General features: G+C 60.1%; 20 protein-coding genes and 1 pseudogene. 8 read left to right on the top strand and 13 right to left on the bottom strand.

Annotation, left to right across the window (positions count from 1 at the left end):
* Positions 1–3 precede the first annotated feature (3 nt).
* Positions 4–745 (bottom strand): annotated as a pseudogene (locus LG31_RS0102215) (substrate-binding periplasmic protein).
* 76 nt (positions 746–821) lie between these two features.
* Here LG31_RS0102215 and LG31_RS0102210 point away from each other — a divergent pair.
* Positions 822–1,568, top strand: a complete 747-nt coding sequence (locus LG31_RS0102210) for a class I SAM-dependent methyltransferase (RefSeq protein WP_033112878.1) — start codon at positions 822–824, stop codon at positions 1,566–1,568.
* A gap of 70 nt (positions 1,569–1,638) precedes the next feature.
* On the opposite strand, the gene LG31_RS0102205 is transcribed toward LG31_RS0102210, so the two are convergent.
* The 3 genes from LG31_RS0102205 to rhlB are packed head-to-tail and all read right to left on the bottom strand — an operon-like array spanning position 1,639 to position 4,725.
* A complete protein-coding gene (locus LG31_RS0102205) occupies positions 1,639–1,908 on the bottom strand; it encodes a Rho-binding antiterminator (protein ID WP_033112877.1) in 270 nt (89 codons plus the stop codon).
* A 27-nt stretch (positions 1,909–1,935) separates the two neighbouring features.
* Positions 1,936–3,426: a guanosine-5'-triphosphate,3'-diphosphate diphosphatase gene (gppA, locus tag LG31_RS0102200; RefSeq protein ID WP_033112876.1), complete on the bottom strand. Its 1,491-nt coding sequence runs from the start codon at positions 3,424–3,426 to the stop codon at positions 1,936–1,938.
* A 12-nt stretch (positions 3,427–3,438) separates the two neighbouring features.
* Positions 3,439–4,725 (bottom strand): ATP-dependent RNA helicase RhlB, encoded by a 1,287-nt coding sequence (gene rhlB, locus LG31_RS0102195; protein WP_033112875.1) that lies wholly within the window; start codon positions 4,723–4,725, stop codon positions 3,439–3,441.
* Positions 4,726–4,838: 113 nt separating this feature from the next.
* Between rhlB and trxA the strand changes: the two genes are divergently transcribed.
* The 6 genes from trxA (at position 4,839) to LG31_RS0102165 (ending at position 11,314) form a co-directional block, all read left to right on the top strand.
* Positions 4,839–5,165, top strand: a complete 327-nt coding sequence (gene trxA / locus LG31_RS0102190) for a thioredoxin TrxA (RefSeq protein WP_005339416.1) — start codon at positions 4,839–4,841, stop codon at positions 5,163–5,165.
* A 200-nt stretch (positions 5,166–5,365) separates the two neighbouring features.
* Positions 5,366–6,631, top strand: a complete 1,266-nt coding sequence (gene rho, locus LG31_RS0102185; protein WP_005339417.1) for a transcription termination factor Rho — start codon at positions 5,366–5,368, stop codon at positions 6,629–6,631.
* 108 nt (positions 6,632–6,739) lie between these two features.
* The gene (locus LG31_RS0102180; protein ID WP_033112874.1) at positions 6,740–7,738 is read left to right on the top strand and encodes a hypothetical protein; all 999 of its coding nucleotides are present in this window, start codon (positions 6,740–6,742) and stop codon (positions 7,736–7,738) included.
* A gap of 33 nt (positions 7,739–7,771) precedes the next feature.
* Positions 7,772–9,241 carry a 4-hydroxy-3-polyprenylbenzoate decarboxylase gene (ubiD, locus tag LG31_RS0102175; RefSeq protein WP_033112873.1) on the top strand — a complete coding sequence of 490 codons (1,470 nt, stop codon included), beginning with the start codon at positions 7,772–7,774 and terminating at the stop codon, positions 9,239–9,241.
* Positions 9,242–9,387: 146 nt separating this feature from the next.
* Positions 9,388–10,086 carry an NAD(P)H-flavin reductase gene (fre, locus tag LG31_RS0102170; RefSeq protein ID WP_033112872.1) on the top strand — a complete coding sequence of 233 codons (699 nt, stop codon included), beginning with the start codon at positions 9,388–9,390 and terminating at the stop codon, positions 10,084–10,086.
* Positions 10,087–10,300: 214 nt separating this feature from the next.
* Positions 10,301–11,314, top strand: coding sequence for a GGDEF domain-containing protein (locus LG31_RS0102165; RefSeq protein WP_050513383.1), 1,014 nt, complete (start codon positions 10,301–10,303; stop codon positions 11,312–11,314).
* A gap of 51 nt (positions 11,315–11,365) precedes the next feature.
* Here the strand turns inward: LG31_RS0102165 and ubiK are convergent, their stop codons facing one another.
* The 8 genes from ubiK to LG31_RS0102125 form a co-directional block, all read right to left on the bottom strand.
* Positions 11,366–11,623 (bottom strand): ubiquinone biosynthesis accessory factor UbiK, encoded by a 258-nt coding sequence (gene ubiK / locus LG31_RS0102160; RefSeq protein ID WP_033112871.1) that lies wholly within the window; start codon positions 11,621–11,623, stop codon positions 11,366–11,368.
* 193 nt (positions 11,624–11,816) lie between these two features.
* Positions 11,817–12,650 carry a rhomboid family intramembrane serine protease GlpG gene (gene glpG, locus LG31_RS0102155; protein WP_033112870.1) on the bottom strand — a complete coding sequence of 278 codons (834 nt, stop codon included), beginning with the start codon at positions 12,648–12,650 and terminating at the stop codon, positions 11,817–11,819.
* On the bottom strand, positions 12,647–12,970 hold the full coding sequence (gene glpE, locus LG31_RS0102150) for a thiosulfate sulfurtransferase GlpE (RefSeq protein ID WP_033112869.1): 324 nt from the start codon (positions 12,968–12,970) through the stop codon (positions 12,647–12,649). Before glpE ends, glpG begins: the two co-directional genes overlap by 4 nt.
* Positions 12,971–13,092: 122 nt before the next feature.
* The gene (locus tag LG31_RS0102145; RefSeq protein WP_033112868.1) at positions 13,093–13,794 is read right to left on the bottom strand and encodes an ABC transporter ATP-binding protein; all 702 of its coding nucleotides are present in this window, start codon (positions 13,792–13,794) and stop codon (positions 13,093–13,095) included.
* Positions 13,795–13,804: 10 nt separating this feature from the next.
* Positions 13,805–14,578, bottom strand: a complete 774-nt coding sequence (livG, locus tag LG31_RS0102140) for a high-affinity branched-chain amino acid ABC transporter ATP-binding protein LivG (RefSeq protein ID WP_033112867.1) — start codon at positions 14,576–14,578, stop codon at positions 13,805–13,807.
* Positions 14,575–15,843 carry a high-affinity branched-chain amino acid ABC transporter permease LivM gene (locus tag LG31_RS0102135; protein WP_033112866.1) on the bottom strand — a complete coding sequence of 423 codons (1,269 nt, stop codon included), beginning with the start codon at positions 15,841–15,843 and terminating at the stop codon, positions 14,575–14,577. Before LG31_RS0102135 ends, livG begins: the two co-directional genes overlap by 4 nt.
* Positions 15,843–16,769 (bottom strand): high-affinity branched-chain amino acid ABC transporter permease LivH, encoded by a 927-nt coding sequence (gene livH, locus LG31_RS0102130; RefSeq protein ID WP_033112865.1) that lies wholly within the window; start codon positions 16,767–16,769, stop codon positions 15,843–15,845. The genes LG31_RS0102135 and livH overlap by 1 nt, the downstream gene beginning before the upstream one ends.
* Before the next feature lie 66 nt (positions 16,770–16,835).
* Positions 16,836–17,957 (bottom strand): branched-chain amino acid ABC transporter substrate-binding protein, encoded by a 1,122-nt coding sequence (locus LG31_RS0102125; RefSeq protein WP_033112864.1) that lies wholly within the window; start codon positions 17,955–17,957, stop codon positions 16,836–16,838.
* 434 nt (positions 17,958–18,391) lie between these two features.
* Here LG31_RS0102125 and LG31_RS0102120 point away from each other — a divergent pair, with 434 nt between their 5' ends.
* A complete protein-coding gene (locus LG31_RS0102120) occupies positions 18,392–19,396 on the top strand; it encodes a substrate-binding domain-containing protein (protein ID WP_033112863.1) in 1,005 nt (334 codons plus the stop codon).
* A gap of 218 nt (positions 19,397–19,614) precedes the next feature.
* Here the strand turns inward: LG31_RS0102120 and LG31_RS0102115 are convergent, their stop codons facing one another.
* Positions 19,615–20,019, bottom strand: coding sequence for a hypothetical protein (locus tag LG31_RS0102115; protein WP_033112862.1), 405 nt, complete (start codon positions 20,017–20,019; stop codon positions 19,615–19,617).
* Positions 20,020–20,132 lie beyond the last annotated feature (113 nt).

Here is a 20,132-nt window from a genome sequence, read left to right as displayed (position 1 = left end):
CTGTCACTGCGTCGGTTTCAATTTCTCCTGCTTGCCCCGCAGCGTCCGGTAATCCTCCCCGAGATAGCGTAGATAGATGCGATCCAGCACGCCCTCGTCCAGCATCTGCTGCAGCGCCTTGTTGTAGGCGGGCAAGCAGCTCTGCTCTCTGTTTGCCAAAGCAGAGATAGAGCGGGGTTGAATCGATAAAGGGGGTGAGGGCGCGGATCTTGACGTCCTGCTCCTTGGAGAGGATGGGGGCCGAGAAGTAATCCAGCACTATCATGTCGACCCGGCTCTTCTCCAGCATCAGCAGCAACTGTTTGTCGGAGTGGGCCTTGATGGGTTCCCAGCCGGTGAAGTTCTTGATCTTGTCCGTGTAGTCATAGCCCCTGACCATCCCCACTTTCAATCCCTTGGCCATCTCCCACGAGAAGGTTTGCAGCGGGCTGTCGGTGCGCACATAGGCGGCCAGCGGGTAGAAGGCGGTGGCAAGGTCAGAGTGGTAGCAGCCGGGCAGGGGAGCGTTGTCGAGAATGCCGTCCGCCAGCTCGGTGTTGACGTACTGTTCGCAGCGTCCCCAAGGCAGTTCGAGCAGGGTGAGGCTCATGCCGAGGCGGTGTGCTACTTCCTGATGGATCTCGACTGATATTCCCTCCATCAGGTTGCCCTGTTCGGCATAGGAGAAGGGGGGCCAGTCCACACCACAGACCTTGAGATGGGGGCTGCTCTGGGCGGCGAGCAGCAAGGCGATGAGCAGGTTCATGGGGTTTCCTCCCTACAGCGACGCGAATGGGCTGTGGTACACTCGGTTCACTGAACTTAGAACGCATCCAGAGACCATGCAAATCCTCCTCGAAGACCCCGCCAAGGCCGCGCAGGCAGACGCGCTGACCAGCCAGCTTGCCCAGATAGACCTTCCCCAGTTTGCTCTGGTGTTTACCCCGGAGCGGCTGGAGTTGCGCAAGCTGGATGAGCCCAAGCTGGGGGCCGTCTACGTGGATTTCGTCGAAGGCGCGGTCGCCCATCGCCGCAAGTTTGGCGGCGGTCGCGGTCAGTCCATTGCCAAGGCGGTGGGGCTCAAGTCGGGGGCGACTCCGACCGTGGTCGATGCCACCGCCGGGCTGGGACGCGATGCCTTCGTGCTCGCCTCTCTCGGCTGCCGGGTGACCATGATTGAGCGCAGTCCAGTGGTGGCCGCCCTGCTGCAGGATGGGCTGGCACGAGCCGCAGAAGACTCCGAGATTGGCCCTTGGGTACGCGAGCGGATGCAGCTGTTGCACGGGCCTGCGGTCAATACCCTGCTGGGGCTGACCGAACGGCCCGAGGTGATCTACCTCGATCCCATGTTCCCGCACAAGCAGAAGTCGGCGCTGGTGAAAAAAGAGATGCGGGTATTCCAGTCGCTGGTGGGGCCGGATCTCGATGCCGATGCCCTGCTGCCAGCAGCGCTCCAAATGGCAGAGAAGCGGGTGGTGGTGAAGCGCCCCGACTACGCCGGCTGGCTCAACGAACAGAAGCCGAGCATGGCCATCGAGACCAAGAGCAACCGCTTCGATGTCTACGTAATGGCTGCGCTGGCGAGTTAAGCGGCGACCGGCATATCGTCCGGGCGACCAAAGAAGAGGGCCAACCTGATCGGGTTGGCCCTCTTGCTATTTATTGGCTGTCTGACTGGGCTGGTGGGGCGAAGCGGATCAGCTTCTCCTCTCCCTGCCAGCTGAGCGTCATGGTCGCCAGATCCGCCAGACTGAGCTGCTCGCCGCTGTGCAGCTGGAGATACTCCACCCCATCGCGGGCCTCTATGGTGCGGATCCGATCCGCCCACTCACGTCCGTCCCGACTGGTCAGCGCGACCGGCAACTGCCAGCTGGCGGCAATCTCCAGCCAGTCGTAGAGGTCACAGCTGATGGGTTGGTAATCCGGCATGGTCTGCTCCTTGAGAAGGCAGAGGGATCAGGCTTCCTGCAAACGGGTCGGCCAGCCCATCTTCTGCTGGCGCTCCACTTCAAAGCGCAGTTCGCTGGCGCGCAGGTAGTGCTCTTCGAGCCACCCTTTGGGCAGGGTCAGGGTGAGTGCATCCTCGTCCGCTTCCAGCGTGAAGCCGGGCACGGTTCCCTGGGTGCGGCGCATGCAGAGGATCAGGGCGATACGCAGGATGCGAGCCAGCCGGATCGCCTGACGAGCGGTGACCGCCCCCTGCTTCTCCAGCGGTTCCAGCTTGAATTCATCCCGCTGGTTGAACAGCAGGGCTGACAACAGCTTCTTCTGCGCGGGAGTGAAGCCCGGCATATCGATGTTGTCGATGATGTAGGCGGCATGTTGCGGCGCCTTCTTGTACTCGATACAAAGACCGATTTCGTGCAGCAGTGCCGCGTAGCGCAAGATCGGGCGACCATAGCGCTTGGAGAGGCGCCAGGCCGGCTGCAGCTGGGTGAACGCCTCGATGGCGGTATCACGCACCCGCTCGGCATGCTCCTTGTCCAGCTGGTAGCGGTTGATCAGGCTGTCGGCGGTGCGGTCACGGGCATCGCAGTCGTGATTGTTGCCGAGCAGGCCGTAGATCAAGCCTTCGCGCAGGGCACCACCCGCCAGGGTCATGCTCTCGATGTTCAGGGTTTCAAAGATGGCGATCAGGATGGCGAGGCCGGAGGGGAACACGGTCAGACGTTCGGCCGCCAGCCCTTCCAGCTGCAGCTGGTCGAGCTTGCCGCAGGCGATGGCCTGACCCATCAGCTCCTGCAGTTTCGGCAGGGTGACCCGCTCGCTCTTCCCCTGCGCCAGCATGATCTCCTGCAGCGCCTGTACCGTGCCGGAGGCACCGACGCAGGTGCGCCAGCCAAGGGCACGGTAATCATCCGCCACCTTCTCCAGCACGGCCTTCGCAGCGGTAATCGCCTGCTCGAAACGGGCTTCGGAGAGCTCGCCATCACCGAAGTGATTGTTGAGCCAGGTGACGCAGCCCATGTGCAGGCTGTTGAGCAGTTTCGCTTCGCTGTGCTCGCCAATCACTAGTTCGGTACTGGCACCGCCGATATCGATAACCAGTCGGTTGCCTTCCCCGGCGGAAGTCCAGGAGACCCCCTCATAGATGGTCTTGGCCTCTTCCTCGCCCGAGATGATCTCGATGCTGTGGTTGAGCACCCGTTCCGCTTCGCTGATGAACTCGTCGACGTTCGTAGCCAACCGCAGGGTGGCGGTACCCACTACCCGGATGTTGTCGGCCGGAATGTCCTGCAGCTGTTCGGCGAACAGGCGCAGACAGTCCCAGCCCCGCTCCATGGCGGTACGGCTGAGACGGAAGTCGGCATCAAGCCCGGCGGCGAGGCGAACCTTGCGTTTGACCTTGGCAACGGTGCGCAGGGCACCGGCGACCTCGCGCACCACCAGCATGTGAAAGCTGTTGGAGCCGAGGTCGATGGCGGCATAGAGAGGCGAGTTGTGCAACGGGCCTATCCTTTAGCTTTTGCGCGGCGGACGACGGCGGTTGTTGCTGTTGCCACCCTGGCGATCGCGCATGTTGCGGTTCACTGGTTGGCGGTTGCGGAACACCCGTTTCGGCGCGGTGACATCATCCAGCAGTGCTTCGCGATCATACTTGCTGACCGGGATCGGGTGGTGGATGTACTCCTCGATGGCCGGCAGGTTGAAGGCATAATCTTCACAGGCCAGGCTGATGGAGTGACCGCTCTTGCCGGCACGACCGGTACGACCGATACGGTGTACATAGTCCTCGGCATCGTCGGGCAGGTCATAGTTGAAGACGTGAGTCACGTCAGGGATGTGCAGACCACGGGCGGCCACGTCGGTGGCGACCAGAATGTCCAGCGCACCCTTGGTGAACTCTTCCAGGATCTTCATCCGCTTCTTCTGCGGCACGTCGCCGGTCAGCAGACCAACGCGGTGGCCGTCGTTTTCCAGCCAGGCATGGACGTCTTCACAGACATGCTTGGTGTTGGCGAAGACGATCGCTTTTTCCGGCCACTCCTCTTCCATCAGGGAGAGCAGCAGCAACATCTTGTCTTCGTTGGAGGGGTAGAACAGCTCCTCCTTGATCCGCACGCCGGTCATCTGCTCCGGCTCGACCTGCACATGTTCCGGGTGGTTCATGTGTTCGTAGGCCAGCTCCTGCACGCGTAGGGAGAGGGTGGCGGAGAACAGCATGCTCAGACGCTCGGTGGCGGGCGGCATGCGGCGGAACAGGAAGCGGATGTCCTTGATGAAGCCCAGATCGAACATACGATCCGCTTCGTCCAGAACCACGACCTGGATGTTGCTCAGGTCGATCACCTTGGACTTGAAGTAGTCGATGATGCGGCCGGTGGTGCCGATCAGGATGTCGACGCCCTGCTCCAGTACGGCCAGCTGCTTGTCGTAACCTTCGCCACCGTAGGCGAGGCCGAGTTTCAGGCCGGTAGAGGCGGAGATGCTGTCGGCATCGTTATAGATCTGTACTGCCAGCTCCCGGGTGGGTGCCATGATGATGGCTCTGGGTTGATTTACCAGACGGGGTTTGGTCAGTGGGTGGGTAAGAAGATAGTTGAAGGTGGCGGCCAGAAAGGCGATGGTTTTGCCGGTGCCTGTCTGTGCTTGCCCGGCGAGGTCATGGCCCTCTACCAGCAGTGGCAGGGACAGTGCCTGGATGGGCGTGCAATAATGAAATCCCTTTGCTTCCAGACCAGCCAGAACTTCGGGTTCGAGGCCCATTTGGGCGAATTTGTCGGTCGTTAAGTGTGTTTTGCTCATGGCGGTAGGTTATCAGGTTAGGCTTGCAATAATAAACAGGATCATTTCAAATAGGGCAACTATTGCCTTTATTGACGTGTCAATAAAGCCTTATTTACTGACTGGAGTTGGAGATGAGTGACAAGATTGTTCAGCTGAGCGATGCCAGCTTCGAGGCAGATGTAATCAAAGCCGATGGCGCCGTTCTGGTCGACTTCTGGGCCGAGTGGTGTGGTCCGTGCAAGATGATTGCCCCGATCCTGGAAGAAGTTGCCCAAGAGTACGAAGGTCGCGTGACCGTAGCCAAACTGAACATCGACCATAACTCTGATACTCCGCCCAAGTACGGCATTCGTGGTATCCCGACCCTCTTGCTGTTCAAGAATGGCGAAGTGGCAGCGACCAAGGTCGGTGCACTGTCCAAGACTCAGCTGAAAGAGTTCCTGGACGGCAACCTGTAATAATCGAAGAGGAGCGCATTGCAATAATGCGCTCCTTCTGTTTTATCACCTAGACGCTCATCCCGATTGGTGCTAGTTTATCGCTCGTTTGCTAACCTTTTTGCCTGACTCCATTGCTAGCCTGGCAAGTCAAATCCGATCAGCATCAATCCAGCAGACTGTCTCCTCATTTCAATCCTTGCTTACAGACTTTCACCACTATGAATCTGACTGAATTAAAGAACACTCCTGTGTCTGAGCTGGTCAAGCTCGGCGAATCCATGGGGTTGGAAAATCTGGCTCGGGCGCACAAGAAAGACATTATTTTCGCGATCCTCAAGGCGCACGCCAAGGGTGGCGAGGATATCTTTGGCGACGGTGTGCTGGAAATCCTGACCGACGGCTTCGGGTTCCTGCGCAGTGCTGACGGTTCTTACCTGGCGGGCCCGGACGATATCTACGTCTCCCCGAGCCAGATCCGCCGCTTCAACCTGCGTACCGGCGATACCATCTCCGGCAAGATCCGGCCGCCGAAAGAGGGCGAACGCTACTTCGCGCTGCTCAAGGTCAACGAGGTCAACTACGACCGTCCGGAAAACTCCCGCAACAAGATCCTGTTTGAAAACCTCACTCCGCTGCACGCCAACGAGCGTCTGCGCATGGAGCGGGGCAACGGTTCTACCGAAGACATCACTGCTCGCGTACTGGATCTGGCCTCCCCGATCGGTAAAGGTCAGCGTGGCCTCATCGTCGCACCGCCCAAGGCCGGTAAGACCATGCTGCTGCAGAACATCGCCCAGAGCATCGCTTACAACCATCCTGACTGCGAACTGATCGTCCTGCTGATCGACGAGCGTCCGGAAGAAGTGACCGAAATGCAGCGCATGGTTAAAGGTGAAGTGATCGCTTCCACCTTCGACGAGCCGGCATCCCGTCACGTTCAGGTCGCCGAGATGGTGATCGAGAAGGCCAAGCGTCTGGTCGAGCACAAGAAGGACGTGGTGATCCTGCTGGACTCCATCACCCGTCTGGCCCGTGCCTACAACACCGTTATCCCGTCATCCGGCAAGGTACTGACCGGTGGTGTGGACGCCAACGCCCTGCACCGTCCCAAGCGCTTCTTCGGCGCCGCGCGTAATGTTGAGGAGGGCGGCAGCCTGACCATCATCGCCACTGCGCTGATCGATACCGGTTCCAAGATGGACGAGGTTATCTACGAAGAGTTCAAGGGTACCGGCAACATGGAACTGCACCTCTCGCGCAAGATTGCCGAGAAGCGCGTCTATCCGGCTATCGACATCACCCGCTCAGGCACCCGTAAGGAAGAGCTGCTCACCTCCGGTGACGAGCTGCAGAAGATGTGGATCCTGCGTAAGATTGTCCACCCGATGGGCGAGATTGACGGTATCGAATTCCTCATCGACAAACTGGCGATGACCAAGACCAACGACGAGTTCTTCGACGCCATGCGGCGCCAGCAGAAATAAATCAGGTCAGAAAATGACAAAACCGCGGCCAAGGTCGCGGTTTTTGTTTATCTAAATTTCGGCCGACTGGGTAGTATGAAGCTTCGATGTCACAAGGATAGAGACGTCATGAGACCCGTTTACTGGTTACTGCCGGGATTGCTGTTCGGTATCCCGGCCTTTGCGCAGAGCGTGCCAGAGCCTCCTTCAGTGGAGGCTGCCGAGCTGGGCACCGATTTGCGCTATCTGTCGAATTGCCTGCAACAGGGGCAGTTTGCCGCTGTCGATTCCCTGCTGGCGACCCAGAGCCGCGAGCAGCGGGAGTATTTGCTGCTGCAACTGCTGCGCAATATCAGCGTGACCCGGCCGGCGTCCCCCGAACTGCACGCCTGGGTGGCCGCCCAGGCTGACAAGGCCCCCCGGTGGTTGGTCGAGCAGCGGGTTGACGGCTTTCTGGTTCAGCAACCCGCCTACGATTTTGCCGCTCAGGCCCGGCTGCTGCTGGGTCAGTGGCAGCAACTGGCGTGGCAGGCTGATTATCGCCAGCAACTGGAGCAGGGCACCTTCGGTTTCAAGTCGATCTACTACCGCGGTAACCCCGAGCTAGCTCGTCAGCAACAGGCGCTGCTGCAGGCCCTCGATCAGCTGCCGGTTTCCCTGCTGCAGCGCGAGAGCCGGACGTTGGCAGCCCAGAACATCTATCTGCCTGACAACCGTCTACTGAGTTATCTGCTGCAGCGCACCGGCGAACCGGCACTCTACAGCCGCCTCTGGCGCCAACCGGTGGATCAGGATGCTCTGGCAGCGCTGGCCACCATCAACCGCTTTCATCAGGGCAATGAGGCCAGCGAGCTGCTAATTGCCGCGAGCACCAATCCCCATCTGAAAGAGCCGGCCCTGCGCCAGCTGAGCGCTCTATCCCCCCTGCCGCAACAGGCAAGAAGCTACCTGCTTGGTGAACTGGCCAACCGGCAGTATGGATCTCTGGTGGCCGATCTGTTGATGGAGGTGGATGAACCATTGCTGCTATCGGCACTGGCCAAACGCCTTGGTCAACATGATCAGAACCTCATGACACCGACTCTCTTCCCCGATTCGGGTACACCGGAGAGGCGGCCAGGGTTATAATGCCTCACCTCCTGAATCTGGTTGGGAACCTGCATGAAATACAAGGACTTGCGTGATTTCGTCGCGCAGCTGGAACAAAACGGACAACTCAAGCGGATTACCCGCGAGATAGACCCCTATCTGGAGATGACCGAAATCAGCGACCGCACCCTGCGTGCGGGCGGCCCGGCTCTGCTGTTTGAAAATCCCAAAGGCTACACCATGCCGGTGTTGACCAACCTGTTTGGTACCCCGGATCGGGTCGCCATGGGGATGGGTCAGCCCGATGTGAGCGCCTTGCGTCAGGTCGGGGTATGGCTCTCCTATCTGAAGGAGCCGGAACCGCCTCGTGGCTTCAAGGAGCTGATGGAGAAGCTGCCGATCTTCAAGCAGGTGCTCAACATGCCGACCAAGCGCCTCTCTTCCGCCCCCTGCCAGCAGGTGGTGCAGGAGGGGGATGCGGTCGATCTCGACCAGATTCCGATCCAGCACTGCTGGCCGGGCGATGTGGCGCCGCTGGTTACCTGGGGTCTCACCATCACCCGCGGCCCCTACAAGAAGCGGCAGAACCTCGGTATCTACCGCCAGCAGAAGATCGGCAAGAACAAGCTGATCATGCGCTGGTTGGATCATCGCGGCGGAGCCATCGATTTTCGCGAGTGGCAGGAGGCCCATCCGGGCGAGCGCTTCCCGGTGGTGGTGGCGCTCGGTGCCGATCCGGCGACCATTCTCGGCGCCGTGACGCCAGTGCCGGATACCCTCTCCGAATACGCCTTTGCCGGTCTGCTGCGCGGCAGCCGTACCGAGGTGGTAAAAGCCATCAGCTGTGACCTGGAGGTGCCCGCCAGCGCAGAGATCGTGCTGGAAGGCTATCTGGAGCCGGGCGAGATGGCGCCGGAAGGCCCTTATGGCGACCACACCGGCTACTACAACGAGGTGGACGAGTTTCCGGTGTTCACCATCACCCACATGACGATGCGCAAGGATGCCATCTATCACAGCACCTACACCGGTCGTCCGCCCGATGAACCGGCAGTGCTGGGGCTGGCGCTGAATGAGGTGTTCGTACCGCTGTTGCAGAAGCAGTTCCCCGAGATCGTGGATTTCTATCTGCCGCCGGAGGGGTGCTCCTACCGGATGGCGGTGGTCACCATCAAGAAGCGCTACCCGGGCCACGCCAAGCGGGTGATGCTGGGGGTCTGGTCTTTCCTGCGCCAGTTCATGTATACCAAGTTCGTGGTGGTGTGTGATGACGACGTCAACGCCCGCGACTGGAAGGATGTGATCTGGGCCATTACCACCCGGATGGATCCGGCCCGCGATACCACCCTGATCGAACACACCCCGATCGACTATCTGGACTTCGCCTCGCCCATCTCCGGCCTGGGCTCCAAGATGGGGCTGGATGCTACCAACAAGTGGCCGGGGGAGACCAATCGCGAGTGGGGTCAGCCCATCGTGCAGGACGAGGCGGTGAAGCAGAAGATCGATGCCATCTGGGATGAGTTGAATATCCTCGGTTGAGGCGAAAATGGCCCGTTTGCTGCAAAAATGGATGAGATCCGCAGCGATTTGGGTATCCTCGACCAATGGGGCCAGCAGTGCTGGTCATCACCTGACAGTGAAACAATGAGCGAAGCGGGTCGAGCGAGCCCGCCACAAGGACAAGAATGCAACGTATCAAATGCCGCGTAGAGGAACTGCGCGAATATGTCGACACCATCTGGCATGTGGCCCTGACGCCGCAGCAAGAGGTCAGCTTCAAGCCGGGCCAGTATCTGCTGGTGGTGATGAGCGATTCGGACAAGCGTCCCTTCTCCATCGCCAACTCGCCGACCCGCCCGGGCGTGCTGGAGCTGCAGATCGGTGCGACTCCCGAGAACGCCTATGCCGGTCAGGTGCTGGCCCGCATGCGCGAACAGGGGGAGATCGAGGTCGAGCTGCCCGCCGGCAAGGCTTTCCTGCGCAACGAATCCCCCCGCCCGCTGATCCTGATGGCTGGCGGCACCGGTTTCTCCTATGCCAAAGCGATTCTGGAATACCTGATCGACAGCGGCAGCAAGCGTCCGGTCTTCTTCTACTGGGGCGTGCGTCAGGCGCACTGGCTCTACGAGCTGGAGCAGATGCAGCAGTGGGAGCGCGACTACGCGCCGCTCACCTTCATCCCGGTGGTACAGGAGCCGGAGAGTGACTGGAGTGGCCGTACCGGTCTGGTGCACAAGGCGATCATGGATGACTTCGTCAGCCTCCATGAGTACGACATCTATGTCGCCGGTCGCTTCGAGATGGCGGGAGCCGCCCGCGAGGAGTTCAAGATCCTCGGTGCCGAGCCGGAACGCATCTTCGGCGACGCCTACGAGTTCATCTGACAACCCGTTTGTGCTGCCAAAACCCCCGGTCAAGCCGGGGGTTTTGCTATGGTAGCGCGACCAGATCTGGATATTGTGGAGTTCGTCATTCAAGTCCATTTTTTTTCGCAATTTCAGGTATGAATGGCTACTAATTCCCTGCAGCTGGTGGCATCTTTGTGCGTGATTGTCGGCGGCAGGATAAGGATATCCCGGGATGGGGCGAGGAGGCGCTGTGTTAAGCGAAGAGGGAAGATCATCGACAGAAGATGCAAGGGGAGAGCAGGGCTCTGCGGAGCCAGCGGCGACCCTGATCTCCTCTTCCCGTATTGGTGAACTGACCCGGCTGCAGGCAGAAATTGCCGCCCTGAAGCATGAAAACAGCCTGCTGCAGGAGAAGCTCAATGCCGCCCTCGATGGTACCGGCATCTGCCTCTGGCAGGGGATTATTCCGACCGGCGAACTGCGGGTATTCAACCTGCAGAACTTTCAGGCCGGTGACATGGCCCCCCACTTCGACCAATGGAGCGCCAAGCTCCACCCCGACGATCGCGCCCACGCCATGGGCAGCTATTTCGATCATCTCGAGGGGAAAACCCCCTTCTACGAAGTCGAATACCGCACCATCAACCCGCAAGGGGAGGTCACCTGGCTCTGGGATCGGGGGCGGGTGGTCGATCGGGATGTCGATGGCAAGCCACTGCGGATCATGGGTTCCCATATCGACATCACCCAGCGCAAAGCCTATGAACAGAGGCTGGCCGAGCGGGCCAACAGTGATGCCCTGACCGGCCTGCTCAACCGGCAGGGGTTTGGCAAGGCGTTTGCTCAGCAGCAACATGACGGAGCAGGCGCGCTGCTCTTTATCGATCTGGACGATTTCAAGGGGATCAATGACCAGCTAGGTCATGCCTGTGGCGATCAGGTTTTGCAGCAGATGGCGGAGTGGTTGCGTCTCATCATGCCGGGTTCGGCCCTGTGCGGTCGCTACGGTGGCGACGAATTTGTGGTGCACCTCAGCCGGGAGGTCTCAAGCCATGCCCTGGCCGAGCTGGCCGATGCCCTGATTGGCCGGATGCAAAGCTATGTGCCCAGACCCGGTTGTTCGCAACGGGTCGGGCTCAGTATCGGCATCGCTTTGTGGGAGGGGGCATCGCTGTCGTTTCGTCAGGCACTTGAGGTGGCCGATCAGGCGATGTATGAGGCGAAGGCGCGCGGCAAACGGGCCTGGCACTTGCTGCGGGTGTGACGACAACCCGAGCCCCGTAAAGCAGAAACCCCAGCCATGCTGGGGTTTCCGTTATTCGCCTTTGGCGCCGAGCTGCTCTTCGAGTTGAGCCAGCTTGCTTTCGAGGGCGGCCAGTTTTTCCCGGGTACGCAGCAGAACCTTGGTCTGCACGTCGAACTCTTCACGGCTTACCAGATCCAGCTTGTTGAGCTGTGCCTGCAGTACCTGACGGATCTTCTTCTCGGCCTCTTCGCCCATACTGCGGATGCCGGGCGGCAGGGAGTTGTGTACCTGTTTGGCGATCTCTTCCAGTTTCTTCGGGTCGATCATGATGTCCTCCTTAAGCGTTGGTGGACATTCTACCGACAATTCCCATATTTTGCCGAGATCGCGGCAGCTTTTTACCATTGAGCCAGCGAACTTCGTAAGTGGCCAACAGCTCCCTGCTCAAGCAGTAACTGCGCAGACCATAAAAAACGCCGCCCTTCGGGGCGGCGTTGTTGTTTCTGCAGCAGCTGAAAAATCAGCCCGGCTGGTGGTTGCGATCAAGCCAGCCTTGCAGCAGGCCGACCAGCAGACCGGTCAGATGGGCGATATTGGCGGTGCTGGTGCCGAGCATGTCGAAGAAGCCGAGCACCATCCAGAACAGCATAAAGCCCATCAGCGCCGGTGGCAGAGTGAGGCCACAGGCCGGTTGCAGCTTGCTGCGCAGCCAGCAGTAGCCGAGCAGGGCATAGACCACGCCGGAGAGGCCGCCAAACAGCGGGCCGCTGGCGAAGAACTCGGCGATATTGGGCAGGGCGGCGCCCACCAGCAGCAGGATCAGCAGCTTGCCGCTGCCAAGACGCTGCTCGATCTGACCACCGAGATACCACCACCAGAGCAAGTTGAACACCAGATGGAGCACCGAGAAGTGGATGAAGGCCGGGGTAAAGTAGCGCCACGCCTGCCAGTCGGTGAACTGGGCCAGAGTCGGGTGAAATGCCAGCTCGTCGTAGATGGGCAGACCGATGGCATCGATCCCGTAGATGGCGAGACAGGCGATGATCACCACCAGCGTCAGTGGCCCCGCCTGATGGAGGAAATCGGTGACGGGATCCGTCATCCCCTTGCTGTAGTCGATGCGGGCATCAGCCCGGCCGGACTGCCAGGAGGCCTCCATATAGCGGGGGTGGTTCGGCTCGGCGAGGAAGCGTTTCACCTCCAGCTGGGCCTGAGCGAGGCGCTGCTCGTCAGCCAGCCAGATGGTGACCCCCAGCTCGGACTGGGTCAGCTCGCAGGAGATGCCCAGCGTCGCCAGATAGTCCACCAGCGCCTGCGCCATGCGGGCGTTGTCGAGCACCAGCAGCTGGATCATGCCTCGCCTGCCTCGATGGGAAACTCCCGGCGCCACGCCTCGAAGCCGCCATCCAGACTGTAGACCTCATCGTACCCCTGTTGCAGCAGGTATTGGGCGGCGCCCTGACTGCTGTTGCCGTGATAGCACATCACGATGACCGGGGTGTCGAACTCCACCTCGTTCATAAAGCGCACCAGGGTGCCGTTGGTGAGGTGGAAGGCGCCGACCGCGTGGGCCGCTTCAAATGATTGCGGGTCGCGAATATCCACCAGACGGGCTTCACCCGCGCTCAGTTTCTGGTGGGCATCATGGGCACTGATATGGGCAAACTGGTCCATTGAGATGTCCTGCGAATAGGTTGATTACGGGTCAGTGTACCGCAAGCCGTGGCGCAAACTAACCCCACAAAAGATAAGGGAGCCTGTGGCTCCCTTGTCGATATGGCATGCAGGTCAGTGGGTTAACCGCCGAGATAAGCCTGCCGCACCGCCGGGTTGGCCAGCAGTGCCGCTCCCGTGTCCTGCAGCACCACGCGGCCGTTCTCCAGCACATAGCCGCGGTCGGCCAGCTTGAGCGCTTGGTTGGCGTTTTGCTCCACCAGAAAGATGGTCATCCCCTTCTGGCGCAGCTGCTCTATGGTGTCGAAGATCTGCTGGATGACGATGGGGGCCAGCCCCAGCGAGGGCTCGTCCAGCAGCAGCAGGCGAGGCTTGCTCATCAGGGCGCGGCCAATGGCCAGCATCTGCTGCTCGCCGCCGGACATGGTGCCGGCGCGCTGCTCCAGTCGCTCATGCAGGCGCGGGAACAGGGTAAACACCTGATCCAGCAGGCCATGCTGCTCGGCCTTGTCGACAAAGAAGGCGCCCATCAGCAGGTTCTCTTCCACCGTCAGGCGGGCAAAGATGCGGCGCCCCTCCGGCACCACGGCGATATCCTTGCGCATGATGCGGGCGGTGGAGAGCGAGTCTATCTGCTCCCCCTCGAACCAGATGGAGCCGCTGCTGGGCTTGGGTTCGCCACAGAGGGTCATCAACAGGGTGGTCTTGCCCGCGCCGTTGGCGCCGATCAGGGTGACGATTTCCCCCTCTTTCACCTCAACGCTGACATCGTGCAGTGCCTGAATTTTGCCGTAGTGGGTCGATACGTTGCGAAGTTCTAACATCTTGTGTTCCTTACGACTCGCCCAGATAGGCCTTGATCACTGCCGGATTGTTGCGGATTTCGTCCGGCTTGCCGTGGGCCAGCGGGGTGCCCTGACTGACCACGAAGATGCGGTTGGAGATACCCATCACCAGCTTCATATCGTGTTCGATCAGCAGCACCGAGACCCCGAATTCATCCCGCAGGGTCATGATGAGCTCATCCAGCTCGTCGGTCTCCTTCGGGTTGAGGCCGGCGGCCGGTTCATCCAGCATCAGCAGCTCGGGGCGGGTCGCCATGCAGCGGGCGATCTCGAGCCGCCGCTGCTGACCGTAGGCCAGGTTGCCGGCGGCGCGGTTGGAGAGATCCTTGAGCCCCACCTTATCCAGCCAGAAGGCGGCCTGTTCCAGCCCCTCCTCCTCGGCACGGCGGAAGGAAGGTGTCTTGAACAGCCCGGCCAGAAAGCCGGTGTTGAGGTGCCTGTGCTGGGCAACCAGCAGGTTCTCCACCGCTGTCATCTCCTTGAACAGCCGCACATGCTGGAAGGTGCGCACAATCCCCTTACGGGCGATGAGGTGACCGGGCAACCCCTGGATCTCCTCACCTTTGTAGCGGATGGTGCCGCCGCTCGGGCGGTAGAAGCCGGTCAGGCAGTTGAAAATGGTGGTCTTGCCTGCGCCATTGGGGCCGATGATGGAGATCACCTCGCCCTTGTCGATATCCAGCTTGACCCCGTTGACTGCCAGCAACCCTCCGAAGCGCATCGACAGATCAGAGACTTCCATTAACTTCTGATGAGTACTCATTTCTTCAACTCCAGATGCGGACGGGTCATCGGCAGCAAGCCCTGTGGCCGCCAGATCATCATGAACACCATCAAGAGGCCGAACATCAGCATGCGGTACTCGTTGAATTCGCGGGCCAGCTCGGGCAGTACAGTCATCACGATGGCAGCCAGCACCACCCCGATTTGCGAGCCCATACCGCCCAGCACCACGATGGCGAGCACGATGGCCGACTCGATAAAGACGAAGGATTCCGGGCTGATAAAGCCCTGCCGGGAGGCAAAGAAACTCCCCGCGAAGCCTGCGAAGGTGGCGCCGATGGTGAAGGCGGTCAGCTTGATGATGGTGGGGTTGAGCCCCAGCGATTTGCAGGCGATCTCGTCTTCCCGCAGCGCTTCCCAGGCGCGGCCCAGCGGCATGCGCAGCAGGCGGTTGATGACGAACAGGGTGGCGATCACCAGCACCAGCGCCATCAGATAGAGAAAAATCACCTTGTGGTTGGCGTTGTAGGCGATGCCGAAGAACTCGTGGAAGGTCTCGAAGCCACCATCCTTGACGGTGCGGTTGAACTCCAGCCCCCCCAGCGTCGGCTTGGGAATGCCGGAGATGCCGTTGGGGCCGCCGGTCAGGCTGGTCATGTTGTTGAGCAGGATGCGGATGATCTCGCCAAAGCCGAGGGTGACGATGGCCAGATAGTCCCCCCTCAGCCGCAGCACCGGGAAGCCGAGCAGGAAGCCGAACAGGGCTGCCAGACCACCGGCGATAGGCAGACACTCCCAGAAGCTCAGTCCGAAGTAGTTGTTGAGCAGGGCGTAGCTGTAGGCGCCGACCGCATAGAAGCCGACATAGCCGAGATCGAGCAGACCGGCGAGGCCGACTACCACGTTCAGACCCAGCCCCAGCATGATGTAAATCAGGGTGAGAGTGGCCAGATCGATGGCGCCGCGAGAGGCCATAAAGGGCCAGCTCACCGCAAACAGCAGTACCAGAATGGCGGTGGTGTTGTAGAGGCGCGGTGCTTCTTCCTGACTCGGCAGCACCAGCTTGCCGAAGCCGACCGAGAAGCCGCTTATGGAGGCCTGGAACAGCTTGGCAATCTGGCCGCGCAGCAGCTGGAACCAGAATACGAGGGTGGCGCCGCCCAGCAGCCAGGCCAGCGACACATCGAGGCGACTCACCACCAGCAGACGGGAGCCATCGGTCTCCAGCTTGAAGCCGAGCAGCCAGAAGGAGAGCACCAGCAGCACCAGGCTGGCGATGCAGGCATGGATGAATTGGCGTTTCATCATACTTTCTCCACTTCCGGGCGGCCCAGAATGCCGGTCGGCATAAAGAGCAGCACAAAGATGAGCAGGGCGAACGCCATCACATCCTTGTATTCGGTGCTGAGATAGCCGGCGGTGAGCGCTTCCACCACGCCGAGCAGCAGACCGCCCAGCACTGCGCCGGGAATGCTGCCGATACCGCCCAGTACCGCGGCAGTGAAGGCTTTCAGCCCGGCCATAAAGCCGAGATAGGGGTTGATGACGCCGTAGTACATGCCGAGCAGTACCCCGGCAACGGCGGCCAGCGCGGCCCCCAGCACGAAGGTGATGGAGATGACCACGTGGGTGTCTATCCCTAACAGGTTGGCCATCTTGATATCTTCCGAGCAGGCGCGGCAGGCGCGCCCCATGCGGGAGCGGCCGATGAACTGGGTCAGTGCCAGCATGGTCACGAAAGTGATGACGAAGATGATGAGCTGCATATAGGAGAGGCTGGCCTGAAAGCCGTCAGCCTCGCCCAGGGTCCAGCCGCCGGAGATGAGGCTGGGCATGGCGATATCCCGCGAGCCCTGTGCCATTCGCATCATGTTCTGCAGGAAGATCGACATGCCGATGGCGGAGATGAGGGGGATCAGCCGGTTGCCACCGCGCAGCGGCCGGTAGGCGACCCGCTCTATGGTCCAGCCATAGGTGCCGGTGATGACGATGCTGACCAGAAAGGCGCCGCCCAGCAGCAAAACGGTGCTGTCGATGCCCATCATCATGAGCCCCGCCATCACCATGAAAGCGACATAGGAGCCGATCATGTAAACCTCGCCGTGGGCGAAGTTGATCATGCCGATGATGCCATAGACCATGGTGTAGCCGATGGCGATCAACGCATAGGTGCTGCCTATGGTTAACCCGTTCAGCAACTGCTGAACGAGATAAAGGAGGTGTTCGGACATACTGCGTTCCCTGTACTTGCCCGCAAAGAGAGGAGGGGGCGAGTCGGCTCGCCCCCGATCGGCAGATTATTTGAGTTGGGTAGAGGTACCGTCAGCGTGCCACTGGAACACACCGAATTCGAAGCCTTTCAGGTCGCCGTTCGGTGCCCAGTTGAGCTGGCCCATCACGGTATCGACCGGCGCAGCCTTGATGGCGGCAGCAACGGCAGCCGGATCCTCGTCACCCGCCTTGGCGATACCGGCAGCCAGGGTTTGCACCGCGGCATAGGTAGTCCAGACGAACGGGCCGGAGGAGTCCTGACCCTTGGCCTTGAATGCCGCAACCAGCGGGGCGTTGGCCGGCACCAGATCATACTTGTTCGGCAGGGTTACCAGCAGGCCTTCGGAAGCCGGGCCACCGATGGCGGAGATGTCCTTGTTGCCCACCCCTTCCGGGCCCATGAACTTGGCCTTCAGACCCTTCTCGCCAGCCTGACGCAGGATCAGACCCAGCTCCGGGTGATAGCCGCCGTAGTAGACGAAATCGACGTTCTCTTTCTGCAGCTTGGCGATCAGGGCGGAGAAGTCCTTGTCACCGGCAGTGATGCCTTCAAACGCGACGACCTTGACGCCAGCCTTGTCCAGCGCCGCTTTCACGCTGGAGGCGATGCCTTCGCCATACTGCTTCTTGTCGTGGATAACGGCGACGCGCTTGGGTTTGACCTGCTCGATGATGTATTTGGCGGCAGTCGGGCCCTGATCGCTATCCAGACCGATGGTGCGCAGGGTCAGCTGGTAGCCACGCTCGGTGATCTTGGGGTTGGTGGAGGCGGGGGTGATCATCAGGATCCCCTCGTCTTCATAGATGTCGGAGGCGGGCAGGGTGTTGTCGGAGCAGAGGTGGCCGACCACGAATTTGACGCCGTCGTTCACTACCTTGTTGGCGACCGCGACGGCCTGCTTGGGATCGCAGGCATCGTCATAGACGATCGCTTCGATCTGCTTGCCCTTGATGCCGCCTGCCTTGTTGATCTGCTCGACCGCCATCTTGCCGCCGGTGAACTGCATGTCACCATACTGGGCGACCGGACCGGTGACCGGACCGGCGATGCCGATCTTGATGGTATCGGCGGCATGGGCCATGGAAACTGATCCAAACAGAGCCAAAGAAACCGCTGCCTTTACTGCCATTCTTCCAAAATTATTCATTGATTCATCCTTTAATCAGTGGATTGTTTCATTCCCGTGTGCCTTTCCGGATCCAGGTCCTGCATGTCCGGCAGTAGATAAGGTTCTATCATTCCTCGCGGGGCAATAACAAGATGTTAAAGATACTAACCAGAGGGGGTTGCGAGCGGGTATTTTGAAATAAATGACCTGTTTTAAAATGGCATTTAGAGTTTAATTTTGAAAGTTGATGTTAACATCTCGATAACCAGAGGCGGTCTGGATAAACGCCAGAGGATTAATCTGACGATATTTTACCCTGATGCTGCTCCCATTTTGACCACAATCCGTTTGCGCAAACAAAAATGAGCGCCTAAATTAGCCAGCATTGACAATTCCGTGGCAGAGCTCGTTAAAACCAAGCCTTTATTCGGGAAATCTGCTAATGTTCCGCCTTTGAAAGTCAGGAGACAGAGATGGCAACAATCAAGGATGTCGCCTCCCGTGCAGGCGTATCCATCTCCACCGTCTCACATGTGCTCAACCACACTCGCCGGGTCAGCGAAGACGCGACCCAGAAAGTGATTGAGGCGGTGGCAGAACTCAACTACGCGCCCAACTCGGTAGCGCGCAGTCTTAAAATAAATTCGACCAAAACCATCGGCATGCTGGTCACCACCAGCGTGAACCCCTTCTTTGCGGAAGTGGTGCAAGGGGTGGAAGCCTACTGCTTCGAGCAGGGCTACAGCCTGATCCTCTGCAACACCGAAAACCAGCCGCCCCGTCAGCAGCACTATCTGCGCATGCTGATGGAGAAGCGGGTGGATGGCCTGCTGGTGCTTGGTACCGATATCGACGCTCAGCTGCGCGACATGCTGCGTATCCACAAGAACGTGCCGCAGGTGGTGCTGGACTGGGGAACCGAGTGCGATTTCGCCAACGTTATCAATGACAACGCCCGCACCGGTGCGCGCATGGCCATGCGCTATCTGATGGAGCAGGGCCACCGCGACATCGTCTGCATCACGGGTCAGCTCTCCAAGCCGACCACCCAGCAGCGACTGGACGGGGTGCGCGATGCGCTGGGCGAACACGGTCTGACCCTGAAAGAGGAGCAGATCTTTGAAGGGGATTACGAGAGCCAGAGCGGTTTCGATGCCATGCAGCGCATCCTGACCCTGCAGCCTCGCCCGACTGCGGTCTTCGCCTTCGACGATCCCATGGCGATCGGCGCCATCTGCGCTGCCTGGGAGGCCGGGATCAAGGTGCCGGACGATATCTCCATCATCGGCTACGACGATGTGGAGATGGCGCGCTTCTCAAGCCCGCCGCTGACCACCATCCGCCATCCGAAGGCCGAACTGGGCCAGCTGGCGGTGAAGCATCTGGTCAGCCGGATCCGCAACAAGGAGCTGGAAGTGGAGTCGATGACGGTACAGCCGGAGCTGATCGTTCGTCGCTCGGTCAAGCCGCTGCGCTGATCCTGCCCTGTTTGCAACGAGAAACCCCCTCCATCGCGAGGGGGTTTCTGTTTTTACGAGCCAGCAAGGCAAGGGCGTGTCAGCTCTGTTTTATTGCGGGATCAGCCGGTAGACGGGCTCTTCATGCAGGCAGCCTGATTGCGTGAGTGCTTATACCAACGGACACCCTCGGGTGTCCGTTTTGTTTTGGCGTCAAGTTGGCTGCGGGCCGGGGAGACTTACTGGATAGAGACCGACAGGGTATGGGGCACCTGCTCGCCACGGCGTGCTGTGGCGCGCATCTGATAGACCTGGATCAGATACTTGCCCGAGGCAGGCAGCTTGCCCTGCCACTGCTCGCCGACTGCGCCCGAGCTGAGCGCTTCGGCCTGACCGGGCACGGCGCCGGGGGCAAAGACATTGAAGTTGGCATTGCTGCTGCCGGAGATGCCGACCGTCATGGTCTGGCCCGCTTTGGTGACCAGCGTGTAGTTGATGGTGTCATAGCCTGTGAAGGTGCCCTTGACCTCGGCGCTGTGAGCCCCCTTGGCGAACTGCACCGGCACGGTCGTCACCTTGTCGGCCGCCTGAGCACCGGTTGCCATGGCCAGAGTCAGCAAGGCGACCATTATGGATCTCTTCATCTCTCAGCCCCCTGTTTATTAACTTCATAATCAACAAAGCCTGCGGTTTCATGCCGGTAGCTTACCAGACGCGGCGTCATGACCCGGCAGCATCACCCAGTGTGGTCGTTTAT

It is taken from the genome of Aeromonas lacus, assembly GCF_000764665.1.
Taxonomy (GTDB): domain Bacteria; phylum Pseudomonadota; class Gammaproteobacteria; order Enterobacterales; family Aeromonadaceae; genus Aeromonas; species Aeromonas lacus.
The sequence above is the reverse complement of the archived record's forward strand: the minus strand, read 5'-3'. Positions and strand labels throughout refer to the sequence as shown.